The organism is Stenotrophomonas cyclobalanopsidis, from assembly GCF_008710035.1.
Classification (GTDB): Bacteria; Pseudomonadota; Gammaproteobacteria; order Xanthomonadales; family Xanthomonadaceae; genus Stenotrophomonas; species Stenotrophomonas cyclobalanopsidis.
Genome location: NZ_VYKI01000001.1, coordinates 342,014 through 364,765, shown reverse-complemented (window position 1 = coordinate 364,765; position 22,752 = coordinate 342,014). Strand labels below are relative to the sequence as shown.

The following is a 22,752-nucleotide window of genomic DNA, read 5'->3' as shown; positions in this document are numbered from 1 at the left end:
CAGATCCCTGTTCTGTATTTTGATTTTTGCGAGTTCCTTCGGTGGGGATTTACACCGCGCCCGCAGGAAACTGTCTGGAGGAGGCGGGTCACCCTGGACAGGACCGTTGGCGCCATGGGCCCGAGGCATGCCTCGGGCGGGTTGGGCAGGACGCCCAATCCCGGTCTTGCCGTGTGCGCAGGACAGCGCACACAAGCAAGGCGCCATCGAGCACCATGGAGGGGATTTTGCGTGTCCTGGCCAGGGTGACCCGTCTCCTCCTCGCCGATATCAGGAAGGCGCGGAAACCACACCAGCGCCTTTCACTCCGGCGCCAGCTGGTCCATCCGTATGCGGTTGGCGAACAGCGAGAACGCCAGCATTCCCGCCAATCCGTTCGCGCGGCTGACCCAGTGCGGCAGCCAGCGCGGCGGCTTCAACACGCCACTCTCGAACAACGGTGCGAACGCGATCGCATCGGTCAGGCTCATCTTGCCGGCGAACAACCAGCGGCAGACCTGCAGGTGGTCCTCGGCCAGCATGTGGCGGAAGAACGTGTGCACCGACACCAGCCCGCGCAGGTACACCGTGTCCTTGGTGAAGGCCAGGCCGCCGCTCGGTGGCACGCCGCGGAACACGCGCTGCGCGGAGGCGAAACTCTCCTCCGGGTTCTGCCCGGCATCGCAGAAGTAGCGGTACACCTCGATGAAGTCCGCACCTTCGCGCGCCATCGCGATGGCTTCGGTGCGCAGGCTGATGCGCTTCAGGCGCTCGATGTCGATGCTGCCGGTGATCTGCTCAGCAAAGGTGGCCAGGCCTTCCTGGGTGGCGGTCACCCGCGGCGAGGACAGCGCGAGGCTGGGCAGCACCGGCTGCTCGCGGCCGTTCAAGGCGGTGAGCGAGTGCACCAGCGCTTCATGGTGGAACAGCTGGGCGCGATCGTAGGCGCTGAATCGGGCACTGGTGCGCAGGCGGATGCGGGTCGGGCCGGCGGCGGCCTTGGAAACGAGTTCCGGGTCCAGCTGCACCTGGATGATGCGCGATTCGAAGAAGCCATCGAGATCGTTCTGCAGCTGCAACTGCAGGGCGATGGCCGAAACAGGCACCTGTTCTTCCGGGGCCAGCAGTTCGCTGTCGAGCTCGCTGGCGATCTGGATGAAGTGACGGGCCGCCTCGCGCGTGCTCGGGCCGTTGCCGGGCAGCGGCTGTTCCGGTGCTCCGAACAGCTGCACGGAGCAGCGATCGACAGCTGCGGTGCCCAGGCCTTCCAGCAGCTGCGCGGCCAGGTCCCAGCTCTGCGCGGACTGCTGCACGTAGTGGCCCAGCGGATGGCTGGGATCACACTCGGCGGCGATGGCGGCCAGCGCGCGGCGCTCCTCGCTGAAGTCCAGCTTCGGATAGTCCACCTTCGGCAGCACCGGCTGGCCGCGGGCCACGCTGTCCAGGAACGGTGCCTGCACCGTTGCCGGCCAACTGGTCAGCCCCAGCAGGCGGATGCCGCCCACGGCCTCGACCAGTCGCGCGTCGAGCGCCGCATGGTGGGCCACGTCATGGTCCAGCGTCGCGGTCGTTTCCATGGGCGGACTATAGCGCCCTGCTGTGTCCGGCGCTGCGCGCCGCCGCCCGAGCATCGGCTCGGGCGCTACAGGAAAGCCGAGCCCACGCTCGGCTGCTGTGCTACCGCCGGCGGTTCTTGCTGGCCGGGCGGAACTGCTGGCCCTTGCCCTTCTTGCCGCCGCGCTCCTGCGCGGTCTCGGCCTGGCGCACGGCCAGCTTGGCAGCGGCGGCAGCCACTTCTTCCTTCAGCTTGAAGTAGTTCTGCAGCCGGCTCTCTTCGATCTCACCGGCATCGATGGCCGCGCGCACCGCGCAACCCGGTTCCTGCTGGTGCATGCAGTCGTTGAAGCGGCACTGCGCCGCCAGCGCTTCGATATCGGCGAAACCGCCTTCGGCCAGCGTCTCTTCGCCGGTCGGCTTCAGCTCGCGCATGCCCGGCGTATCGATCAGGCACGCGCCCATCGGCAGCGGCATCAGCGCGCGGTGGGTGGTGGTGTGGCGGCCGCGCGAATCGTTGGCGCGCACCGCATTGGTCTTCATCCGCTGCTCGCCCAGCAGGGTATTGGTCAGCGTGGATTTGCCGGCACCGGACGAACCGACCAGCACCACCGTGCGGCCCGGGCCCAGCCACGGTTCCAGCACGGACACGCTGTCGGCATCCAGGCCGTTGATCGCGTGCAGCGCGATGCCCTGCAGCTCCAGCTCCTCCAGCACCGCCAGCGCGTCTTCGCTGTACTCGGTCTGGTCGGCCTTGGTCAGCACCACCACCGGCTCGGCACCGCCACCGCCGACCAGCAGCAGGTAGCGCTCGATGCGGCGCGGGTTGAAGTCGGCATCCAGGCCACAGACGATGAACACCGTATCGATGTTGGCCGCGATTACCTGCTGGTGATAATGCTCACCGGCCGCACCACGCTTGATGGCGGTACGCCGCGGCAGCAGGGCGACGATGCGGATGCCGTCCAGCAGCACCCAGTCGCCCACCGCCGGCCGTTCATGGCTGGGGAAGCGCGGGCGCTGCCATTCCGGCAGCGACTCGGCCTTGATCGAGGCCTCCGGGCCATCGGCCACCACGTAGTGGGTGCGGTGCTGTTCGATCACCCGCGCCGGACGGGCCTGCGGGTGCTCGGCCATCGCGGCCTGCCAGTCGGCCTGCTGCGGCGGGCCCGGCCAGGGCCAGCCGATGGTCTGCAGGGCATTGAAATCGGGGGTCTGGGTCATCGCCGCCATTCTAACCGGCCCGATGCCCTGCCAGCCCAACAACGGCAGGCCCTGGGGCCTTGCCATGCACTGCAGCAATTCCGGTAGGATGGAAACCCCACGCCTTTTGACGGCCCAGCCCCATGTCCACCCCCTCGCACAAGCCCCTGGCCACCCGCGAGCGCCTTTCCGAAGTGCGCTACGAGATCCGCGGAGAGCTGGCCCGGCGAGCGCGGGAGCTGGAGGCGCAGGGCCGCAAGCTGATCAAGCTGAACATCGGCAACCCGGGCAGCTTTGGCTTCCGTGCGCCGGAACACCTGCAGCATGCCATCGCCGATGACATGGGCCGCACCGATCCCTACACCCACCAGCAGGGCCTGCCGGTGGCCCGCGAAGCCATCGCCGCCGCGTATGCGCGCCGTGGTGCGCCCGATGCCCATCCGGACCGCGTGTTCGTCGGCAACGGCGTCAGCGAGCTGATCGACCTGTCGCTGCGCGCCCTGCTGAACCCCGGCGATGAAGTGCTGGTGCCCTCGCCGGACTACCCACTGTGGTCGGCGGCGGCCATCCTCAACGACGGCCGTCCGGTGTACTACCGCTGCGCGTCGGAGAACGGCTTCCAGCCCGACCCGACCGAGATCGAGACGCTGGTGTCCTCGCGCACCCGCGCCATCGTGCTGATCAACCCGAACAACCCCAGCGGCGCCAGCTACCCGCGCGAGCTGCTGGAGCGCGTGGTCGAGATCGCCCGCCGCCACAACCTGCTGCTGCTGGTCGACGAGATCTACGACCAGATCCTGTACGACGACGCGGTGTTCCAGCCGGTCGCGCCGCTGGCGGGCGACCACCCGTGCCTGACCTTCAGTGGCCTGAGCAAGGTGCACCGCGCATGTGGCTGGCGCGTGGGCTGGGCCCACCTCACCGGCGACGACGCGCGCCTGGGCGAGTTCCGCGCCGCGCTCGACCTGCTCAGCGCGCTGCGCCTGTGCGCCAACGTGCCGGGCCAGTACGCCATCGACGCCGCGGTGAACGGTCCGGATACCATTTCCGGACTGTGCGCCCCCGGCGGTCGCCTGTATGAAACCCGCCGCGCGGTGATCGAGGCCTGCAACGCCAGCGAGCACCTGTCGCTGGTTGCCCCGGCCGGCGCGCTGTACGCGTTCCCGGCCGTGATCGGTGCCGCCGCCAAGGGCTTCGACGACCACACCTTCGCGTTGGACCTGATGAACGACGAGGGCGTGCTGGTCGTGCCGGGCTCGAGCTTCAACGTGCCCTACCGCCACCACTTCCGCGTGACCCTGCTGCCGGAAGCCTCGGTGATGCGCGATGTGTTCGCGCGCATCGACCGCGTGCTGGCCCGCCGCGCCGAAGACGCCACCAAGGTCGTGCCGCTGAAGCCGCGCCGCTCGGTGGCCTGAGCATGGCGCTGTCCTACCTGGCGCTGGGCGACTCGTACACCATCGGTGAGGCGGTCGCGGTTGAAGGCCGCTGGCCGCACCAGCTGGCTGCCGCACTGCGTGCGCAGGGCGTGGACCTGGCCGACCCGCAGATCATCGCCACCACCGGCTGGACCACCGACGAGCTCGACGCGGGCATCGATGCGGCCGCACCACAAGGTCCGTTCGCCTTCGTCAGCCTGCTGATCGGGGTCAACAACCAGTACCGCGGGCGCCCGCTGGACGAGTACCGCCAGCAGTTCGAGGCGCTGCTGCAGCGTGCGATCGGCTTTGCCGGTGGCGATGCCGCCCGCGTGCTGGTGCTGTCCTTCCCCGACTGGGGCGCGACCCCGTTCGGTGCCGGCAGCGGCCGTGACCTGGCCCGCATCGAGATCGAGACCGACGAATTCAACGCCGCCGCCGAGCTCATCAGCACCCAGCAGGGCGTGGCCTTCGTCGACATCACCGACATCAGCCGCACGCACGGGGCCGACCCGGCAATGATCGCCGAGGACGGCCTGCATCCCTCCGCGCGGATGTATGCGTTGTGGGCCGCACGCGCCCTGCCCGAGGCCACGCGCCTGCTGCAGCGAACGGACTGAGCGATGGATGGCCTGCCAGGGAACGGCACACCACTGAACTGTTCGCCGCTGGAGCGCGGCCAGGCACAGGCCATCGCCGAGGCGTTCCGGCCGGTGCAGGCCTGGGGCAACCGCCGCGACTACTACTACACGCGCGGCAAGCTGGGCAGCGATCCGCTGTACGACGGCGTGCTGCAGCACCTTCCCGACGATGGCCTGCCGCTGCTCGACCTGGGCTGTGGGCTGGGCCTGTTCGCCCACGTGCTGCGCCAGCGCGGCCGCCGCCAGCCCTACCTGGGCGTGGACGTGGATGCCGGCAAGATCGCCCGCGCGCAGCGGGCCGGTGGCGACCTGGAGGATGTGCGGTTCGACTGCCTGGACGTGCAGGCGCCCCTGCCTGCGCAGGCCGGACACGTGCTGCTGCTGGACGTGCTGCAGTATCTGGATGCGCAGCCGCAGCTGGACCTGCTGAAAGCGGCCAGCGCACGAGTGGCGCCCGGCGGCAGCCTGCTGCTGCGCACGCCACTGGCCACCGGCGACCGCCGCGACCGCACCACGCGCGTGGCTGATCGTCTGGCCTGGCTGGTGGGCTGGATGGGCACGCGGCCACGGCATTACCCCGACCCGGCACTGCTGCGGGCGACGCTGGCCGAGGCCGGGTTGCAGGTGGGCGAGGGACGGCCGCTGCACGGGCGCACGCCGTTCAACAGCTGGCTGCTGGTGGCGCGGCGATCCACCATGTAGAGCCGAGCCCATGCTCGGCTGCCCTAACGGCGCGTTGCGCCGCCGCCCGGGCACAGGCTCGGGCGCTACAGATGGTCCCACCGCTACGGCGCGTTGCGCCGCCGCCCGGGCACAGGCTCGGGCGCTACAGATGGTCCCACCGCTACGGCGCGTTGCGCCGCCGCCCGAGCACAGGCTCGGGCGCTACAGATGGTGCCACCGCTACGGCGCATCGCGCCGCCGCCCGAGCGTAGGCTCGCGCGCTACAGATGGTGCCACCGCTGACGTGTAGAGCCGAGCCCATGCTCGGCTGCCTTTACAGCGCGTTGCGCCGCCGCCCGGGCATGGCCCGGCGCTACCGCGTTACAGCAACGGCAGCCGGGCCTTCAGCCCACGCTGGTCCAGCACCTGCAGCACGCGCTCGATGATGGCCAGGTTGTGGCCATGTGCGGCACCTTCATGCAGCAGCACGATGGCACCGGGCTGCAGATCCGGCAGCAGGCGCGCCATCACGCCGTCGGGCGTGCAGCCCACGCCGTCATAGCCACGCGCGGTCCAGCCCACCCGTACCAGGCCCAGCGCGGCCAGCACCGGCGCCACGAACGGGTTGGTCATGCCCACCACCGAGCGGTACCAGCGCGTCGTGCGGCCGCTGACCGCCTGCAGGGCCTGCTGGCAGCCTTCGATTTCCGCACGCATCGCCGCCGGCCCCAGCCGCCAGAAGCGGGTCTGCGGGTGGGTATGGCTGTGGTTGCCGAGGTCGTGGCCGCGACGCAGGATCGCCTCCACCAGGGCCGGATGCGCCAAGGCGCGCTCACCGACCAGGAAGAAGGTCGCCTTCGCCTGGTGCCGGTCGAGCAGATCCAGCAGCGCCGGGGTCTCCTCGCTGGGGCCATCGTCGATGGTCAGCCAGACGCTGTTGCCCGCATCGGGCAGGCGGTCCAGCACCGGCGTGTAGAAGCGGCTGTTGGGCAGGAACACCGGCACCAGGAACAGTGCGTGGCTGGCCACCATCAACGGCAGCCCCCAGTGCCAGCCGGCCAGCACCCAGACCAGGATCACCGCTACCTGCGACGCCACCAGCCAGGGCAGCCAGCGCCACGGCCGGGTCGGGATGCGATGCAATGTTCCTGCGGTGGTCATGCCCCATGATGCCATGGGGCGTAGAATGGGTGATTCGAATTTACGGACCCTAGACAGCCCATGTCCCTCGATCCCGCCCTGCGTTCGCGCATCGAATCCCTCCTCAACGACAACCGCGTCGTGCTGTTCATGAAGGGCCAGCCGTCGATGCCGCAGTGCGGCTTCTCGGCCAAGGCCGTGGGCGCCCTGCAGGACCTGGGCGTCGATTTCGCCCACGTCAACGTGCTGGCGGACCAGGAAATCCGTGAAGGCATCAAGGCCTATGGCGACTGGCCGACCATCCCGCAGCTGTACATCGACGGCGAACTGGTCGGTGGCAGCGACATCATCCTGCAGATGGCTGCCAGCGGCGAACTGAGCACCGTGCTCGGCCTGGCCGCACCGGACCGCACCCCGCCGCGCATCACCGTCACCCCGGCCGCCGTGGAAATGCTGAAGGGCGCGCTGGCCGATGCGCCGGGCGCTTCGCTGCAGCTGACCATCGACGCGCGCTTCCAGCCGAACTTCCAGCTGGCCCCGCACGATGACAGCGCGATCGCCGCCGAATCCAACGGCCTGCGCGTGCAGTTCGACCTGTCCAGCGCGCGCCGCGCCGACGGCATCACCATCGACTGGGTCGATGACATCCGCGGCAAGGGCCTGGCCATCGACAACCCGAACGCGCCCAAGCCGGTGCAGGAAATCAGCGTGCGTGATGCCGACGATCTGGTGCGTGCCGGCAACGTGACCCTGGTCGACGTGCGCCCGGCCGACGAACGCGCCATCGCCGCGGTCGGCGTGCCGTTCAAGAGCTTCGACGGCAACGGCCGCGCCGAGCTGGAAGGCCTGCCCAAGGACACCCCGCTGGCCTTCCTGTGCCACCACGGTGGCCGCAGCGCGCAGGCTGCCGAGCAGTTCCGCACCCTGGGCTTCACCAAGGTGTTCAACGTCACCGGCGGCATCGACGCGTGGTCGGACGAAGTGGACAACGGCGTGCCGAAGTACTGATCGGCAACACCGGGGGTCGGATCCCTTTCTGCAGGAAAGGGCTCTGACCCCACCACGAAAAACGCCGGCATTCGCCGGCGTTTTTTCGTTGCGCAGCCAGGCGACGGTCAACCGGCAAACCCGCCTTCGGCAAGGAAATCCAGTTCTTCCGGACTGGGCATGCGGCCCAGCACGGCGTTGCGGTGCGGGAAGCGGCCGAAGCGGCGGATGACGTCGCGGTGGACTTCGGCGTACTGCAGGTATTCCTTGTCGCCCAGCACGTCGAACATGGCCACCGAACGATCCTGGTCGAACGGATCTTCGGAATGTTCGAACGGCAGGTAGATGAAGGCGCGCAGCTTTGGCACCAGCTGCAGGTCCAGGCCTTCCTCGATGGCGCGCATGGCGTAATGCCGGGCCAGGCCATCGGTGGCGAAGGAATGGGCGGTACCGCGGAAGCAGTTGCGCGGGAACTGGTCCAGCAGCAGCATCAACGCCAGCGCGCCCTCGGCGCTGCCCAGCCAGTGTTCGCGCCCACGCGACGCGGCCGCATGGTGCTCCTCCAGGAACCGCTCGCGGAACCGCGCGTCGAACGCGTCATCGCGGGCGAACCACTTCGTCGGGCCCGCCTCGCTCCAGAATTCCACCACTTGCGCGGCAACGTCCATCACCTGCTCTCCAGGGCCGGCGCCTGGCGCCAGACCATCATCATCATTCGTCAAAGCGCAGGTGGCGGACCGACTTGCCGTTGCGCCGGATAAGCTTAAGCGCCTCGATGCCGATCTGGATATGGTTCTCCACGAACTGGGAGCTGACCTTGGCATCGGAGGCCTCGGTCTTGACCCCGTCAGGGATCATCGGCTGGTCGGACACCAGCAGCAGGGCGCCGCTGGGGATGTGGTTGGCGAAGCCGGCGGCGAAGACCGTGGCCGTTTCCATGTCGATGGCCATGCAGCGCATTGCCCGCAGCCGCTCCTTGAAGGCCTCATCATGCTCCCAGACCCGGCGGTTGGTCGTGTAGACCGTGCCGGTCCAGTAGTCGTGGCCCAGGTCGCGGATCATCGTGGACACCGCCCGCTGCAGGGCGAATGCCGGCAGCGCCGGGACTTCCGGCGGCAGGTAGTCGCCGGAGGTGCCCTCGCCACGGATGGCAGCGATCGGCAGCACCAGGTCGCCCAGCTGGTTCTTGCGCTTGAGCCCACCGCACTTGCCAAGGAACAGCACCGCCTTGGGCATCACCGCCGACAGCAGGTCCATGATGATGGCGGCATTGGGGCTGCCCATGCCGAAGTTGATCATCGTGATGTCGTCGAAGGTGGCACTGGCCATCGGCCGGTCCAGGCCGACGATGGGCGCCCCGGTCAGCTCGGCAAAGGCGTGCAGGTAGCCGCCGAAGTTGGTCAGCAGGATGTGCGGGCCGAACTGGTCCAGGGGCACGCCGGTATAGCGTGGCAACCAGTTGTCGACGATCTCCTGCTTGCTCTTCATGGCGCATCCGCTACGGCGTGGGGGCTGCCATTTTACGCGTGCGGCGCTCGGCCCACACCAGCGCCGCAACAAAGGAGGGCGGCCCTGCGGCCGCCCTCCCGGGGATTCCCGGCACGTCCTGCCCGGGAACCGTTAGTGCCGCGCCGGGCGCTTAGAAGCGCACCGACCAGCGCAGGTTGGCACCATGGTCACGGCTCTCATCACCGTACTGGCCGCTGTAGCCCAGTTCCAGCTGCTGGCGCTCGGTCAGCCAGGCCGACAGGCCCAGCTCGGCCACCACCGCACTGTCGGCGATCGGCGCACCACTGACCACGAACGCGTCGCTGCCGCTGGCGAAGGCCAGCGTTGCCGACGGGTCACGGTCGCCGCTGGCCCGGCGGTAGCCCACCCCACCGGTCACGTGCAGCCAGCTGTCCTGCTGGAACGAGGCCTTCAGGCCCTTGTCGAAGCGCACACCGGCCGTGGCCACGGTGGTGCGGGCGTCATCGACCCGGCCCTGCAGGGCGGCGGCACCGCCACGCTCGTCGATGTGCCTGGTGTCCACTTCCACGCGGGCCACCTGCAGGTACGGCTCCAGGCCGGCTTCACGGCCACCGAAGCGGTAGGCTGCTTCGATGAACGCCTGGCGGGTGCGGGCATCATAGCGGGCGCTCAGCGTGTCGGTGTAGCCGGAGAACGCCAGCTCGCGGGTGCTGTCCACGTCGTGGTTGCTCACCGCCAGGCCACCACGCAGGCCGAACCCGCCCCAGTTGTGGCTGGCGTACGCGCCGAAGTGGGTGTTGTCGATCTTCGAGCGCGCACGACGGCCCTGCTGCTGCTTCACGTCGGTACGGCCGGTACCGGCCAGCACGCCCACCTGCCAGCCGCCGAACTCGCGGTCCACGCCGACCAGCAGGCCGTTGTTGTTGGCCTGGGTGCGGGCGGTGTTGGCGTTGCCGTCCAGAGTGGTGCTGCCGCCGATGGCCTGCACCCAGACGCCGGTTGCATCGGCATCGCTGGCGCCCGGTGCGGTGGCACCGGCACGGCGCGACAGCGCGGCATCACGCACGTTGCGGCTGCTTTCCACCAGCGCGGCCGCGGTGGCTGCGTGCAGCTCGCCGCTCAGGCCGTCGAGCGCCGCACCCACCTGTTCCGGGAACAACAGGGTCAGCGGACGCGGCAGGCCCTGCCCAACGGCCAGGGTGTCAGCCACGCCGGCCACGGCGCGCTGGTTGGCGGTGGTGGCAGCGGTGGCCAGTGCGGCGCCGCGGGCCACCTCGATCCGGGCACCGGAGGCGCCGTAGACCAGGCTGAACTGCATGAAGGGCGAGAACGCGCTGAAATCGGTGGTCGCGAACTGGCCGATCGTGCCGCCATCGGCCTGCAGGAAGTTGAACTGCTCGCCCAGATAGTAGGTGCCCGCTTCCGGCAGGGCCACCAGCGAGCCGCCGAGGGTGGCGGTGCCGGTGACGTGCAGCAGGTCGCTGCGGCCGCCCGGGGCCAGTTCGGCCTGGTAGACGCCGCTGGCGGTCTGCACGTAGTCACCGTTGATGGTCAGCGTGCCGATCGAGTTGCCCGGCGCGATGATGCCGGACACGGTGGTGTCGCCCAGTTCGCCCACGCCCTTCAGCGTGCCCTTGGCGCCGACGAAGGTCTGGCCACCGGTCTGCACGCCGTTGAACGAGACCACGCCGCCGGCCACGCTCAGGTCCGAGCCGTCCAGCACGCCGGTGCGGGTGACGAAGCTGACGCCACCGTTGGCGTTCAGCGCGGTGCTTTCCAGCGTGCCGTTCAGCACCAGGCTGCCACCGGTCACCTCCACGGCGCTGGTCAGCGCGTTGACGCCGTCCAGCTCCAGCACGCCCTCGCGCACCACGGCGCCGTTGAAGCTGTTGTCGCCGCTCAGGCGCAGCCAGCCGATGCCGCTCTTGGTCAGCTTGCCCGGGCCGCCGATGTCATTGGTCCAGTCGTCCCATGCATCGCCTTCCCACACCTTCAAGCCACCGGCCTTCTGGTTCATCACCACGTCGGTGTCCACGCGCAGCGAGCCGTAGCCCTCGATGGCCTTGGCCAGGTCCATCATGCCCCAGCCGTAGACATCGTCCACGCCCTCGGCGCCGAGGTCGGTGGCCGTGGTCAGCAGGATGTCGCGGACCTGCGCGCTGTCCAGGTACGGGAAGCGCTCGAACAGCAGGCCGAGTGCGCCGGTCACGTGCGGGGCCGCCATCGAGGTGCCGGTCATCCAGCCGTAGCTGTAGGTCGGCACGCGTTCCAGCACTTCCAGCAGCACGTTGCCGTTGCCGCCGTCGACCAGCTGCGCGTCAAGCGCCGAATCGCTGCCGTAGACGGTGGACAGGATGTCGGTGCCCGGCGCGGCCAGGCACCAGTTGGCACTCAGCCCGCAGCGGTTGGAAGAGCTGTCCAGCACATAGCTGCCCGGCGCCACTTCGGCCACGTTCACCACGCTCAGCCAGTACGGCTCGATGTCGGCGAAGGCGCGCGGCAGCGTGGCGTAGATGCCGGCGATCGGCGCGTCTTCCGCCTCGTCGGCGTAGACCTGGTTGTTGCCTGCGGCCCACACCTGGATCATGCCGTTGCTGCGCGAGCCTTCGGCAAAGATGTCCAGGTAATCCATGTTGTATTCGTACAGGCCGTCGACGTCTTCCACGGTGGTCGGCTCGTTGCTCAGGCCCCAGCTGTGGTTGAGCGCACGCACGCCCTGTTCGTTCATCTGCGCGTACATGCTTTCGAACGCGGTGCTGTCCGGGCCAACGCCGCCGACGGAAACGACCTGGTAGCCGGCAGCGGTACGCGCCCACACCTGCGCGCTGTTGAAGAACAGCTTGGCCACGCTCAGGTCGGCGCCGAAGGCCACGCCGTGGGTGCCGTTGCCATCGCGATTGGCGGCGATGGTGCCGGCAACATGGGTGCCGTGGGTCTGGAAGGAAATGCCCGGCTGCACGTAGCGCGGGTCGGAAATGATGATGTCGCGGATGTTCTGCGGGACGCTGGCGTCGAACGCGGTGTATTCGATCGAGACATCGTCGCCGTCGCTGCTGAAGCAGGCATCCGGGCCGGCGATGAAACCGGTGTTGCCGCACAGGCTGCCGTCTTCCAGCAGGTCGGCGATATGGATGCTGCGGTGGTCCTTGCCGGCGAACTCGCCGTGGTCCAGGCCGCTGCCGCTGTCGAACACGCCCAGGCGGATGCCCTTGCCGGTCAGGCCGCGGGCATAGGCGGCATCGGCATTGATCGCGCCCAGGCCCCAGTCGTTGTTGAATTCGCTGGTACGCCAGCTGGCGGCATCACCGGCCTGACCCATGATCGGCTCGGCCGCATCATCGCCTGCAGCCGGCGCGAAACCCGACGACGGAACGGCGGTCGACGCCAGCGACGGGGCGGCGAAGGCGGCCTGCAGGCTGCGCTGGAACTGATAGCGCGACAGCTCATCACTGCTGCCCTGGGCCAGGGCTGGCAGCGAGGCCGCCACCAGCAGCGAGCCGACAATGGCCGACGCCAGCGGCGAGGGCAGGAAGGCGCGGCGCGCAGCGGCGGTGCGGTACGACGTGGAAACGCTCATCAACAGGTACGTCCTTGAATTCCATGGGAAGTGCGATGCCAGCCATGCGCGTTGGCACAGGGCTGCCAGCAAGGGGAGAGCCACACGCTGCTGCGTTCGAACATCGCAGGCGCCATCAGAAATTAATGCTTCGTTCACAATTTCTCTATAGGAAAATTCCTACATCCGCCCCTGTCCAACGTCACTTGGCAACCGCCCCCGGCGCCGGATAGCGTCGGTGGATTCACGCGCCTGCCAGGGGAATCCGCATGCCATCCACGCTGTTGCGCGCCGGGCTGGGCCTGGCATTGGCCTCACTGGGCACCGCCCCCGCGGTGGGCGCCTCGCGCTTCGTCGCCGACCCCTACCCCAGCACCTATCAGGCCCATCCCGACGGCCCGGTGCTGATCCAGAACGCCACCGTGCTGACCGGCACCGGCCAGCGCCTGGATCACGCCGACGTGCTGCTGCGCGACGGCCGCATCGTCGCCGTCGGCCCGCAGCTGCAGGCCGATGCGGGCATCAACCGCATCGATGCGCAGGGCAAGTGGGTTACCCCGGGCCTGATCGACGTGCACTCGCACCTGGGCGTGTACCCCAGCCCCGGCGTCAGCGCGCACAGCGACGGCAACGAGATGACCGCACCGGTCACCGCCAATGTCTGGGCCGAGCATTCGGTGTGGCCGCAGGATCCGGGCTTCACCGCCGCACTGGCCGGCGGCGTGACCAGCATGCAGGTGCTGCCCGGTTCGGCCAACCTGGTCGGCGGCCGTGGCGTGGTGCTGAAGAACGTGCCGGCCACCACCTATCAGGCGATGAAATTCCCCGGTGCGCCCTGGGGCCTGAAGATGGCCTGCGGCGAGAACCCCAAGCGCGTCTATGGCGGCAAGGGCACCGCCCCAGCCACCCGCATGGGCAACGTGGCCGGCTACCGCGCCGCCTTCATCGACGCGGCCGACTACATCGCCAGGAACAGCCCGAAGCCAGCCAAGCGCAAGGGCTGGTTCGGCAGCGACAAGGGTGACAGCGCCGGTGATGCCGGCGGCAAGCGCGACCTCAAGCTGGACACGCTGGCCGGCGCCATCCAGGGCGACATCCGCGTGCATATCCACTGCTACCGCGCCGACGAGATGGCCACCATGCTCGACCTGGCCAAGGAATTCGGCTTCAAGGTGGCCGCCTTCCACCACGGCGTGGAGGCCTACAAGCTGGCCGACCGGCTGGCTGCAGACGGCGTCTGCGGCGCGCTCTGGGCCGACTGGTGGGGCTTCAAGATGGAAGCCTTCGACGGTATCGCCGAGAACATCGCGCTGGTGGACCGGCCGAAGAACAGCTGCGCCATCGTCCATTCCGACTCGCCCGAGGGCATCCAGCGCCTCAACCAGGAGGCCGCCAAGGTGATGGCCGCGGCGCGCCGCGCGCGCATGCCGGACATCGCCCCGGAACATGCCATCGCCTGGATGACCGCCAACGCCGCCAAGGCGCTGGGCATCGAAGGCCAGACCGGCACCCTGGAGGCCGGCAAGATGGCCGACGTGGTGGTGTGGAACGGCAATCCCTTCAGTTCGTATGCGCTGGCCGAAAAGGTGTTCGTCGACGGCCGCCGCTTGTACGACCGCACCGCGCCGGAAACGCTGCCGCGCTCGGATTTCCAGCTTGGCCAGGAGGTGCGCTGATGGCCGTGTTGAACAAGAGCCGCCGCGCATGGCTCGGCGCTACCGTCATGGTGCTGGCAGGCATCGCCGGCACTGCTTCGGCGCAGGACCTGCTGGTGCGCAATGCCACGGTGCACACCGCCAGCGCGCGCGGCAGCCTGCAGAACACCGATGTGCTGGTGCAGGGCGGCCTGGTCCGCGCCGTCGGCCCCGGCCTGGCCGCTCCGGCCGGCGTGGCGGTGGTCGAGGCCAACGGCCGCCCGCTCACTCCGGCGCTGTTCGGCGGCATCACCGAGATCGGCATCGAGGAGGTCTCCGGTGAATCGAGCACCGTGGACAGCACGCTGAAGCTCGGCGAGCAGCCGCTGCGCCCGGAATTCGACGTCACCCTCGCCTACAACCCGGCGTCGGTGCTGATTCCCGTGGCGCGCCTGGACGGCATCGGCTTCACCGCGCTGGGGGCCGCCACCGGCGGTGGCTTCGTGGCCGGCCAAGGCGGGGTGATGCGCCTGGATGGCAGTGCCGACCCGATCGGACCGCGTGCGCTGTTCCTGCGCCTGGGCGCGGCCGCTTCGGAACTGACCGGACAGTCGCGTGCGGCGCAGTGGATGCTGCTGCAGCAGATGGTGGACGAAGCGCGCGGCCAGGTCGCCGCCGATTCGCCGCATGCCCTGCTGACGCCCGCGGGCCGCCGCACCCTGGCCCGCTACCTGGCCGGCCAGGGCCGCATCGTGGTGGAAGTGGACCGTGCTGCCGACATCCGCCAGCTGCTGCGCTGGGCCGCACGCGAGAAGGTGAAGATCGCCATCGCCGGCGGCGCCGAGGCCTGGCAGATGGCCGCGGAACTGGCCGCGGCACAGGTGCCGGTGTTCGTCGATGCGCTGGGCAACCTGCCCACCAGCTTCGACCAGATCGGCGCCACCCTGGAAAACGCCGCGCGCCTGCAGCGTGCGGGCGTGCCGGTCAGCTTCGCCCAGCGCGAGGATGCCTCGCACAATGCCCGCAAGATGCGCCAGCTGGCCGGCAATGCAGTGGCCAATGGCCTGCCGTGGGCCGATGGCCTGGCCGGGCTGACCCGGGTGCCGGCACAGGTGCTGGGCGTGGCCGACCAGATCGGCACCATCGAACCGGGCAAGCGTGCCGACCTGGTGCTGTGGGAAGGCGACCCGCTGGATGTGGCCCATTACGCCGAACAGGTCTGGCTGGGCGGCCGCGCGATGCCGATGCGTTCGCGCCAGACCGAACTGCGCGACCGCTACCTGCAGCGCAACGCGCAACCCTGATCCGTCCCGAGGAACCGCCGATGTCGACCCTGCGCTGGTATTTCGATTTTGTCTCGCCCTATTCGTACCTGCACTGGCAGAAGGTCAAGCAGCTGCCGCAGTTCGCCGCCATCCAGCCGGTGCCGATCGCCTTCGGCGCGGTGCTGCACCACCTGGGCCACCTCGGCCCGGCCGAGATCCCGGCCAAGCGCCGTTTCACCTACCGGCAGCTGCTGTGGACGGCGCAGGCCGAGGGCGCGCCGCTGCGCTTCCCGCCCGCCCATCCGTTCAACCCGCTGGCCGCGTTGCGCCTGTGCCTGGCCGCCGGTGCCAGCACGCAGGCGGTGGATGTGCTGTTCGACTGGATCTGGCGCGAAGGCAATACCGGTGACAGCGCCGAAACGCTGCGCATACCGGCGGCCCGGCTGGGCATCAACGACGTGCAGGCGGCCTGCGCCGAAGCGTCAGTGAAGGAACAGCTGCGCCGCAATACCGAGGCCGCGATCGACGCCGGCCTGTTCGGCGTGCCGACCCTGTCCATCGACGGCGAGCTGTTCTGGGGCAACGATGCGCACCCGATGATGGCCGCCGTGCTGGCCGACCCCGGCCTGCTGCAGCGTCCGGAGTGGCAGGCCGTGGTAACGCTTCCAGTGGCGGTGCAGCGCAATCGCTGAACAGGCAGTGGCGTAATTCCCTCGCGCGCCACGGATAAAATTGAGATAGCTTTCACATTCCGAACCTACAACCGCCCTGGAGGGGGAGCCGGATGCGCATCGGAATTGTTGTCGATTCAGCCTGCGACCTGCCGCAGGATTTCATTGCCGCACACAACATCGTGGTGCTGCCGATCACCGTGCGGATCGGCGATGCGGTCTTGGCCGACCACCGCGACGAGCAGGCGACGCTCAGCTTCCTGCACGCCCACGTGGCCGAGCATGGTGCCGAAGCCGAGACCATCCCCTTCAGCGTCAACCAGATCCGCGATCTGTTCCTGCAGCAGCTGGTGATCGACTACGACCACGTGTTCTGCATGACCATCACCAGGACGCGCAGTCCGATCCACGACAACGCGCTGCAGGCCAGCTTCGCCATCCTCAACGACTACAAGCCGGTGCGCCAGGCGGCGGGCTACAACTCGCCGTTCGCGCTGCGCGTGCTGGATACCCAGAACCTGTTCGCCGCCCAGGCGGTGACCGCGGTGGAGGCGGTGCGGCTGCGCGACAGCGGTGCCAGCGTGCAGCAGATCCGCGAGCGGCTGGAAGAACTGTTCGGCAACGTGCACGGCTACATGGTCACCCGCGACCTGTACTACATGCGCGCCCGCGCCCGCCACAAGGGCGACCGCAGCGTCGGCCTGCTCAGTGCCGCGCTGGGCAGCGCGCTGGACATCAAGCCGGTGCTGCACGGCTACAAGGGCGAGACCGGGCCGGTGGCCAAGATCAAGGGCTTCGACAACGCCGTACAGAAGCTGTTTGGCGTGGTTGGCCAGCGCGTGCGCAACGGCCTGATGACCCCCACCGTCTGCGTCAGCTACGGCGGCGAGCTGGAGGAACTGCGTGCCCTGCCCGGCTATGCCGCGATGAAAGACCTGTGCGCCAGCCACGACGTGGCGGTGTACGAGTCGGTGATGAGCCTGACCGGCATGGTCAACGTCGGCAAGGGCGCGGTGACGATCGGCTTTGCCGATGGGCCGCATCGCTTCGAATAAGCCGTTCTGGCGTACACAAGCATTGCACTGCGGCTGTGCCAGCCTTGCCGCACCTCAAGGAGACGAACCATGCCTGCGCAGTACCACATCAGCCTGCCCGACCCGTCCAAGGCCCGCGGCAACGACCCTGACCTGTCCTTCCATTCGCAGAGTGCCGGCGGTTTTGCCGAGGAGCTGCAGGACGCCCTGCGCAGCGGCACCCTGTTCGAGCGCTGGAAGGCCAAGCAGCCCGACCCGGACGCGGTGGAACCGCAGTGGGGCGTGACCGACCCGGACGCCACCGTGACCGGCGAGCAGAAGGACCTGCGCATCAACCTGGTGGCCACCACCCGCATCGACAGTGATGTGTTCAAGCAGCGCCTGCGCCTGCTGGCCGGCCACCACTGGGAACTGCGCGACGTGCGTTGAGGCCCCCCGCCTGCGCCCGTGTCGTGATCGACCCGACGCCGATGGCCATGCTCTGGTAGACGCCAACCTTGGTTGGCGCTTTCCAGCGCACCGCGTATGCGGCTGGCACACTGTCGGGATGAGAAACAAAGATGCCATCACCCGGCCGGGTACGCGCGGCGAAAAGAAGCTGCGCGATGCCCCACGCCGTCTACGCTACCTGCAACAGTGGGCTGACAGCTTCCGCGGTGCGTTTCCCTGGCCAGACGCGCTGGGAGTGAAACCCGCTACTGGAATTACAAGGTTCCCAGCCGTGCCGATCTGATCGAAGGCCCTGCCTCCACTCGGTAAATCCAGCAGGCCTGCGCCCAGTCGCTCATCACGGCTTGCACCAACCTGATCCAGTCACGCCCTGTTTCGCAGGCGGACGTGCGGGTAACCTGCTGCATCGCTTGGCCAGGCATGTTTGCAAGTGAGATCTGCCTTTATCTGGACGAAGACTATTTCCAAGGGCATGTGGCCACTACTGAGGATGGCGAGGTCACCGCGATTACCTCGCGCAGCCTGGCCAGCGAGTGGCACCTTGTCCTGCCCGACGGGGTTCAGGAGCGCGACGTGCAGGTCAGTATTTCTCCTACCGAGCACGATGACGGACTGGAACAGGAGTACTGGTTCTACGGCGAGGTAGCTGACGGGCGTTGATGTATCCGCCAGGTCCACAGCGCATGGCCCGGCGCACGACGCATCCCGGTAGACGCCAACCTTGGTTGGCGCTCCTGCAAACGGCTGCCAACCAAGGTTGGCAACTACCGAGCCGCCGGGCATGGCCCGGCGCTACCGCCACGACGGGTAGCGCCGGGCCATGCCCGGCGATTCCATGTCGTCACCAGCCACCGCCCAGCGCGCGGTACAGCTCCACTCTCGCTATCGCCGCCGTGGCCTGGCTGTTGGCCAACGCAGCCTGGTTGTCCAGCGCGATGCGCTGGGTGCTCAGCACATCCAGCATGTCGACCACGCCGGCCTGGTACTGGCGGCGCGCCGCCCCCAAGGCGGTCTCGCTCTGCGCCACCGCCACCTGCAGCTGCGTCGTGCGCTGCTGCTCGGACGCGTAGCCATCGATGGCATCGTCCACCTCATGCCAGGCCTGCAGCACCGTGCGCTGGAACTGCAGCGCGGCCTGCTGCTGTTGCAGCCGGCTCAACGCCAGGTTTGCCTTCAGGCGCCCGCCCTGGAAGATCGGCAGGCTGATCGACGGGCCGATGCTGAAACGGTGTGCATCCCAGCCGTCCAGTTCATCCAGCTGCCTGGCCTGGAAGCCCGCATCACCGTTCAAGGTGATGCGCGGCAGGAAGCTGGCCTTGGCCACGCCGATGTTCGCGGTGGCCGCATGCAGCGCTGCTTCGGCGCGGCGGATGTCCGGTCGGCGTTCGGCCAGTTCGCTGGGCAGCCCCACCGCCACCGGCGGCAGCACCGGCCAATCGGCACGCACGTCCTGCAGCTGCGCATCCAGTGCCTGCGGTGGCCTGGCCAGCAGGAAGGCCAGTGCATTGCGCAGCTGCGACTGGCGGTGCCGCAGCGGGGCGATGCGTGCCTGCAGCGCGGCCACCTGCGCCGCGGCGCTCGAGACCTGCAGCGTGCTGGCCACGCCCTGGCGCTGCCGCGCCTCGGTCAGCCGCTGGATGTCCTCGGCGATGCCCAGGTTGTCCTCGGTGATCGCCAGCAGCTGCGCGGTTGCGCGCAGCTGCAGGTAGGACCGGGCGGTTTCGGCCAGCAGCGCGATGCGCACGGCATGCGCATCCTCCTCGGCCATCTGCACGCGCGCGTCGGCGGCTTCCACCTGGCGGCGCACGCGGCCCCACAGGTCCAGTTCCCAGCTCAGGCCGATGCCGGCCTGGAACAGGCCGTAGTCCTCGCGGCCGGCGTTGCCGGACGGATCGCTCAGGCCCACCTCGCTGTTACGCGCACGCACGCCACTGGCGCCGGCCGCCACAGAGGGCAGCCGGTCCGCCGCGCTGATGCCACGCGCCGCGCGGCTCTGCTGCACGCGGTTGGCCGCCAGTTGCAGGTCCAGGTTGGACTGCAATACCTGCTGCGCAAGCTGCCCCAGCAGCGGATCATCGAAGCCCGCCCACCACGCCGCGTCGTTGTCGAGGGTCGCAGTTGTCACAGCTTCACCCTGCCACTGTGCCGGCAGCTGGGCCTGTGGCCGTGCGAAGTCCGGGCCCATCGTGCAGGCCGCCACGGCCAGGCACAGCGCCGCGCTGGCCAGCGTCTTCATCACGCTGGGGGCGTTCATGCGCCCTCCCCGCCCTGCAGGTCAACGCGCGCTTCCACCGACATGCCGGCGCGCAGCTGCTCCGCCAGCGGCTGGCCCGGCTCCAGCACGATCTTCACCGGGATGCGCTGCACCACCTTGGTGAAATTGCCGGTGGCATTCTCCGGCGCGACGGCGGCAAAGGTCACACCGGTGGCCGGGGCGATGCTGTCGATGTGGCCGTGCAGCCGCGTGCCGGGAAACACGTCCACCGTCAGCTCCACCGGCTGCCCGGCATGCATGCGGGTCAACTGCGTTTCCTGGAAGTTGGCGACCACGAAGGCGCGCTGCAGCGGCACCACCGCGGCCACCGCCGTACCGGGGGTCAGGTAGGCGCCCACGCGCACCGCACGGCGGCCGACCACACCGTCAATCGGCGCACGCAGTTCGGTGTGGGAAAGGTCCAGCTCCGCGCGTGCCTGCGCGGCCTCAGCGCGCTGCACGGCGGCCTGTGCGGACTGCACGCCGGCGGCCAGGATGTCGGTGCGCTGGCGTGCGGTGCTCAGCGCAGCCTGGCCCTGCTGCAGGTGCGCGTTGGCCACGGCCTGCTTCGACTGCGCCTGCTGCGCGTTCTGCACGGTACCGGCACCATCGCGGGCCAGTTCGCGGTAGCGCTGCTGGTCGGCGCTGGCCAGGGTCAGTTCGGAGCGGCTGACATCGACGCTGGCGCGGGCCTGCTCGATCAGCGAGCCCTGCTGGGCCAGCGCGGCCTGCGCATTGGCCAGCTGCGCGCGCGCGTTGGCCAGATCGGCGCGCGCGGCCTGCAACGCCACCTGGTAGTCGCGGTCGTCGATGCGCGCCAGCACGTCACCGGCCTTCACCCGCTGGTTGTCCTGCACGTCGACGCTGCTGACGAAGCCGGCCACCTTCGGCGCAACCACGGTGAAATCGGCATTGACGTAGGCGTTGTCGGTGCGCTGGTAGCGGCCGTCGCGCAGCAGCAGCCAGCCGCCGATGGACAGGGCCAGGGCCAGCACGCCCAGGGCGAGGCCGGTATTGAGGATTGTCTTGTTGACGGTCATGGGGGATTCCTTGCGAAGGGGTCAGGCCACGGCACGTGGCGGATGGACGCGGGTGGCCCAGGCCAGCAGCGGCAGGCAGCCCAGGGCCACCAGCGCGACCAGCCAGTACAGGTCGGCCGAGGTCAGCGCCTGTACCTGGGCGTGCAGGCGGGCGGGCAGATCGGTGCTGGCCGGCAGCCACGGCTGGTTGCCCAGGTGGTCCACCAGCGCGGTGGAATGGAGGTGGCGCCGCGACTGCCCGACCGCGTCGAGCACACCGCCCGCGAACACCGCGGAGAAACCCTTGACGGTATTGAACCAGGCGGAGGCATAGGGGCCGTCCTGCGGCGCCAGGCCGGTGGTGGCCAGCAGCAGCAGCGGCAGTACCGCCATCGGCTGTGCCACCACCTGCAGCAGCTGCACCCACAGGAAGTTGTCGCGGTTCCACTGCACGTCCAGGTGCGCGCCGATGAAGCAGGCGGCGGCCAGCAGGACCAGCCCCGTCGCCTGCACCCAGCGGCAATCCACCGCACGCTGGTTCATCAGGGTGGCCACCAGCGGCAGCGCGATCACCTGCGGCAGCGCGACCCACAGCAGCATCGGTGCGGTCTGCAGCGGTCGGTAGCCCTGCACGCTGGCCAGGTAGCCGGACGGAATGGAGATGACCGCCAGCAGCACGAACAGCACGCCGATGCAGGTCACCAGCGAGTAGCTGAGGTTGCGATGGGCCAGCAGCTGCAGCTTGAAGAACGGCAGCGGGTGGAACCATTCGTTGATGAAGAACAGCACCAGCAGGCCGCCGCCACCGCCCAGCAGCACCGTGATCAGCGGTAAATCGAACCAGTTCAGGCGCGCGCCCTGGGTCAGGCCCAGCACCAGCATCACCAGCGCCGGCAGCCCCAGCGCCAGGCCCACGCCGTTGAACTGGGCGAAGCGTTCCAGCCGCAGCGGGTCCTGCGGCAGTCCCCAGCCGACCATGGCCATGCCGGCCACGCAGAACGGCACGATCTGCCAGAACGCGAACTGCCAGCCGGCGTGCTCGACCCACAACGCCGCCAGCGGCGTGCCCATGCTCGGTCCGAACGTCGCCGTCAGCGCATAGCCGGCGAGGCCGTACAGCTTGATGCCCGGCGGCAGGAAGCGCAGCGCCACGCTCATCAGCAGCGGCGGCAGCGCGCCACCGGCCAGGCCCTGCAGCGCGCGCAGCAGCAGGAAGGTCGGCAGGTTCGGGGCCAGCGGGCACAGCACGCCCAGCAGCATGAAGGCGGCGATCATCACCAGGGCGAAGCGGCGCAGCGAAAAGGTCACGGCACACCAGGGTGCGAAGGCCATGGCACTGACCGACATCGCGCTGTACACGCTGATGATCCAGCTGCCATCGTCGACGCTGAAGCCCATCGCGCCGCGGATATCGGCCAGCGCGACCTTGGTGATGTTCTCGTTGAAGCCCGACACCAGCACCACCAGCAGCACGCCGCACAGGCCGACCACGATGCGGCGGTCGAAGGCGGGGGCAATGGGGGCGGCCGGGGCCCGGGGCATGGCGACCGTGCTCATCGGCGGCGGCCGATCCGTGCAGCGCACGGCAGGTGAAGCGACATGGCGTGCGCTCCGTGAATGTGGGGAGCGCAGTCTAGGCAGGCCCACTGCTGCGAAAAATGGCGTGGATGCGATGCCAGCCGTGCGCCAGACGCACGGGTAGAAGAGGTCCATGGTGCCCACGCTTGGTAGAGTCGAGCTTGCTCGACTGCCGTGCGCGGGATCAGTCGAGCAAACTCGACTCTACACAGCGTCCGCGGCGCCCAACGGCTTGG

General features: G+C 69.0%; 19 protein-coding genes. 10 read left to right on the top strand and 9 right to left on the bottom strand.

Annotated elements, in window-relative coordinates; translation table 11 throughout:
* Positions 1-302: 302 nt before the first annotated feature.
* Entirely contained in the window at positions 303-1,556 is a 1,254-nt protein-coding gene (locus FJU31_RS01525; protein ID WP_150453202.1) for a flavohemoglobin expression-modulating QEGLA motif protein, read from the bottom strand.
* 100 nt (positions 1,557-1,656) lie between these two features.
* Entirely contained in the window at positions 1,657-2,766 is a 1,110-nt protein-coding gene (gene rsgA, locus FJU31_RS01520) for a ribosome small subunit-dependent GTPase A (protein WP_150453263.1), read from the bottom strand.
* A 113-nt stretch (positions 2,767-2,879) separates the two neighbouring features.
* Here rsgA and FJU31_RS01515 point away from each other — a divergent pair, with 113 nt between their 5' ends.
* Genes FJU31_RS01515 through FJU31_RS01505 form a run of 3 tightly spaced genes read left to right on the top strand, consistent with a single transcriptional unit; the run spans position 2,880 to position 5,497 of the window.
* On the top strand, positions 2,880-4,154 hold the full coding sequence (locus FJU31_RS01515; RefSeq protein ID WP_150453201.1) for a pyridoxal phosphate-dependent aminotransferase: 1,275 nt from the start codon (positions 2,880-2,882) through the stop codon (positions 4,152-4,154).
* Between the two features lie 2 nt (positions 4,155-4,156).
* Positions 4,157-4,774, top strand: a complete 618-nt coding sequence (locus FJU31_RS01510) for an SGNH/GDSL hydrolase family protein (protein WP_150453200.1) — start codon at positions 4,157-4,159, stop codon at positions 4,772-4,774.
* A gap of 3 nt (positions 4,775-4,777) precedes the next feature.
* The gene (locus tag FJU31_RS01505; RefSeq protein WP_150453199.1) at positions 4,778-5,497 is read left to right on the top strand and encodes a class I SAM-dependent methyltransferase; all 720 of its coding nucleotides are present in this window, start codon (positions 4,778-4,780) and stop codon (positions 5,495-5,497) included.
* Positions 5,498-5,839: 342 nt separating this feature from the next.
* On the opposite strand, the gene FJU31_RS01500 is transcribed toward FJU31_RS01505, so the two are convergent.
* Positions 5,840-6,619 carry a polysaccharide deacetylase family protein gene (locus tag FJU31_RS01500; protein WP_150453198.1) on the bottom strand — a complete coding sequence of 260 codons (780 nt, stop codon included), beginning with the start codon at positions 6,617-6,619 and terminating at the stop codon, positions 5,840-5,842.
* A 60-nt stretch (positions 6,620-6,679) separates the two neighbouring features.
* Between FJU31_RS01500 and grxD the strand changes: the two genes are divergently transcribed.
* Entirely contained in the window at positions 6,680-7,606 is a 927-nt protein-coding gene (gene grxD / locus FJU31_RS01495; RefSeq protein ID WP_108769965.1) for a Grx4 family monothiol glutaredoxin, read from the top strand.
* A 107-nt stretch (positions 7,607-7,713) separates the two neighbouring features.
* Here grxD and FJU31_RS01490 read toward each other — a convergent pair whose 3' ends face one another.
* The 3 genes from FJU31_RS01490 to FJU31_RS01480 all read right to left on the bottom strand — a co-directional run bounded on the left by FJU31_RS01490 (position 7,714) and on the right by FJU31_RS01480 (position 12,632).
* Entirely contained in the window at positions 7,714-8,253 is a 540-nt protein-coding gene (locus tag FJU31_RS01490) for a DUF924 family protein (RefSeq protein ID WP_150453197.1), read from the bottom strand.
* Between the two features lie 43 nt (positions 8,254-8,296).
* The gene (locus tag FJU31_RS01485; RefSeq protein ID WP_150453196.1) at positions 8,297-9,073 is read right to left on the bottom strand and encodes an AMP nucleosidase; all 777 of its coding nucleotides are present in this window, start codon (positions 9,071-9,073) and stop codon (positions 8,297-8,299) included.
* Between the two features lie 151 nt (positions 9,074-9,224).
* Entirely contained in the window at positions 9,225-12,632 is a 3,408-nt protein-coding gene (locus FJU31_RS01480; RefSeq protein WP_150453195.1) for an autotransporter domain-containing protein, read from the bottom strand.
* 248 nt (positions 12,633-12,880) lie between these two features.
* On the opposite strand from FJU31_RS01480, the gene FJU31_RS01475 reads away from it, so the two are divergent.
* The 6 genes from FJU31_RS01475 (at position 12,881) to FJU31_RS19385 (ending at position 18,325) form a co-directional block, all read left to right on the top strand.
* On the top strand, positions 12,881-14,287 hold the full coding sequence (locus FJU31_RS01475) for an amidohydrolase (RefSeq protein WP_150453194.1): 1,407 nt from the start codon (positions 12,881-12,883) through the stop codon (positions 14,285-14,287).
* Positions 14,287-15,549, top strand: coding sequence for an amidohydrolase family protein (locus FJU31_RS01470; RefSeq protein WP_150453193.1), 1,263 nt, complete (start codon positions 14,287-14,289; stop codon positions 15,547-15,549). Before FJU31_RS01475 ends, FJU31_RS01470 begins: the two co-directional genes overlap by 1 nt.
* A 20-nt stretch (positions 15,550-15,569) precedes the next feature.
* Complete coding sequence (locus FJU31_RS01465) at positions 15,570-16,202, top strand: 2-hydroxychromene-2-carboxylate isomerase (protein WP_150453192.1); 633 nt, start codon at positions 15,570-15,572, stop codon at positions 16,200-16,202.
* Positions 16,203-16,294: 92 nt separating this feature from the next.
* Complete coding sequence (locus FJU31_RS01460) at positions 16,295-17,236, top strand: DegV family protein (protein WP_150453191.1); 942 nt, start codon at positions 16,295-16,297, stop codon at positions 17,234-17,236.
* Positions 17,237-17,305: 69 nt separating this feature from the next.
* On the top strand, positions 17,306-17,644 hold the full coding sequence (locus FJU31_RS01455) for a hypothetical protein (RefSeq protein WP_079223285.1): 339 nt from the start codon (positions 17,306-17,308) through the stop codon (positions 17,642-17,644).
* A gap of 330 nt (positions 17,645-17,974) precedes the next feature.
* Positions 17,975-18,325 (top strand): DUF3916 domain-containing protein, encoded by a 351-nt coding sequence (locus FJU31_RS19385; RefSeq protein WP_342788313.1) that lies wholly within the window; start codon positions 17,975-17,977, stop codon positions 18,323-18,325.
* A gap of 181 nt (positions 18,326-18,506) precedes the next feature.
* Here the strand turns inward: FJU31_RS19385 and FJU31_RS01445 are convergent, their stop codons facing one another.
* Genes FJU31_RS01445 through FJU31_RS01435 form a run of 3 tightly spaced genes read right to left on the bottom strand, consistent with a single transcriptional unit; the run spans position 18,507 to position 22,495 of the window.
* The gene (locus FJU31_RS01445) at positions 18,507-19,919 is read right to left on the bottom strand and encodes an efflux transporter outer membrane subunit (RefSeq protein ID WP_150453190.1); all 1,413 of its coding nucleotides are present in this window, start codon (positions 19,917-19,919) and stop codon (positions 18,507-18,509) included.
* Positions 19,916-20,959, bottom strand: a complete 1,044-nt coding sequence (locus FJU31_RS01440; protein ID WP_150453189.1) for an HlyD family secretion protein — start codon at positions 20,957-20,959, stop codon at positions 19,916-19,918. Before FJU31_RS01440 ends, FJU31_RS01445 begins: the two co-directional genes overlap by 4 nt.
* Positions 20,960-20,980: 21 nt before the next feature.
* Positions 20,981-22,495: an MFS transporter gene (locus tag FJU31_RS01435; RefSeq protein WP_150453188.1), complete on the bottom strand. Its 1,515-nt coding sequence runs from the start codon at positions 22,493-22,495 to the stop codon at positions 20,981-20,983.
* Positions 22,496-22,752: the final 257 nt, after the last annotated feature.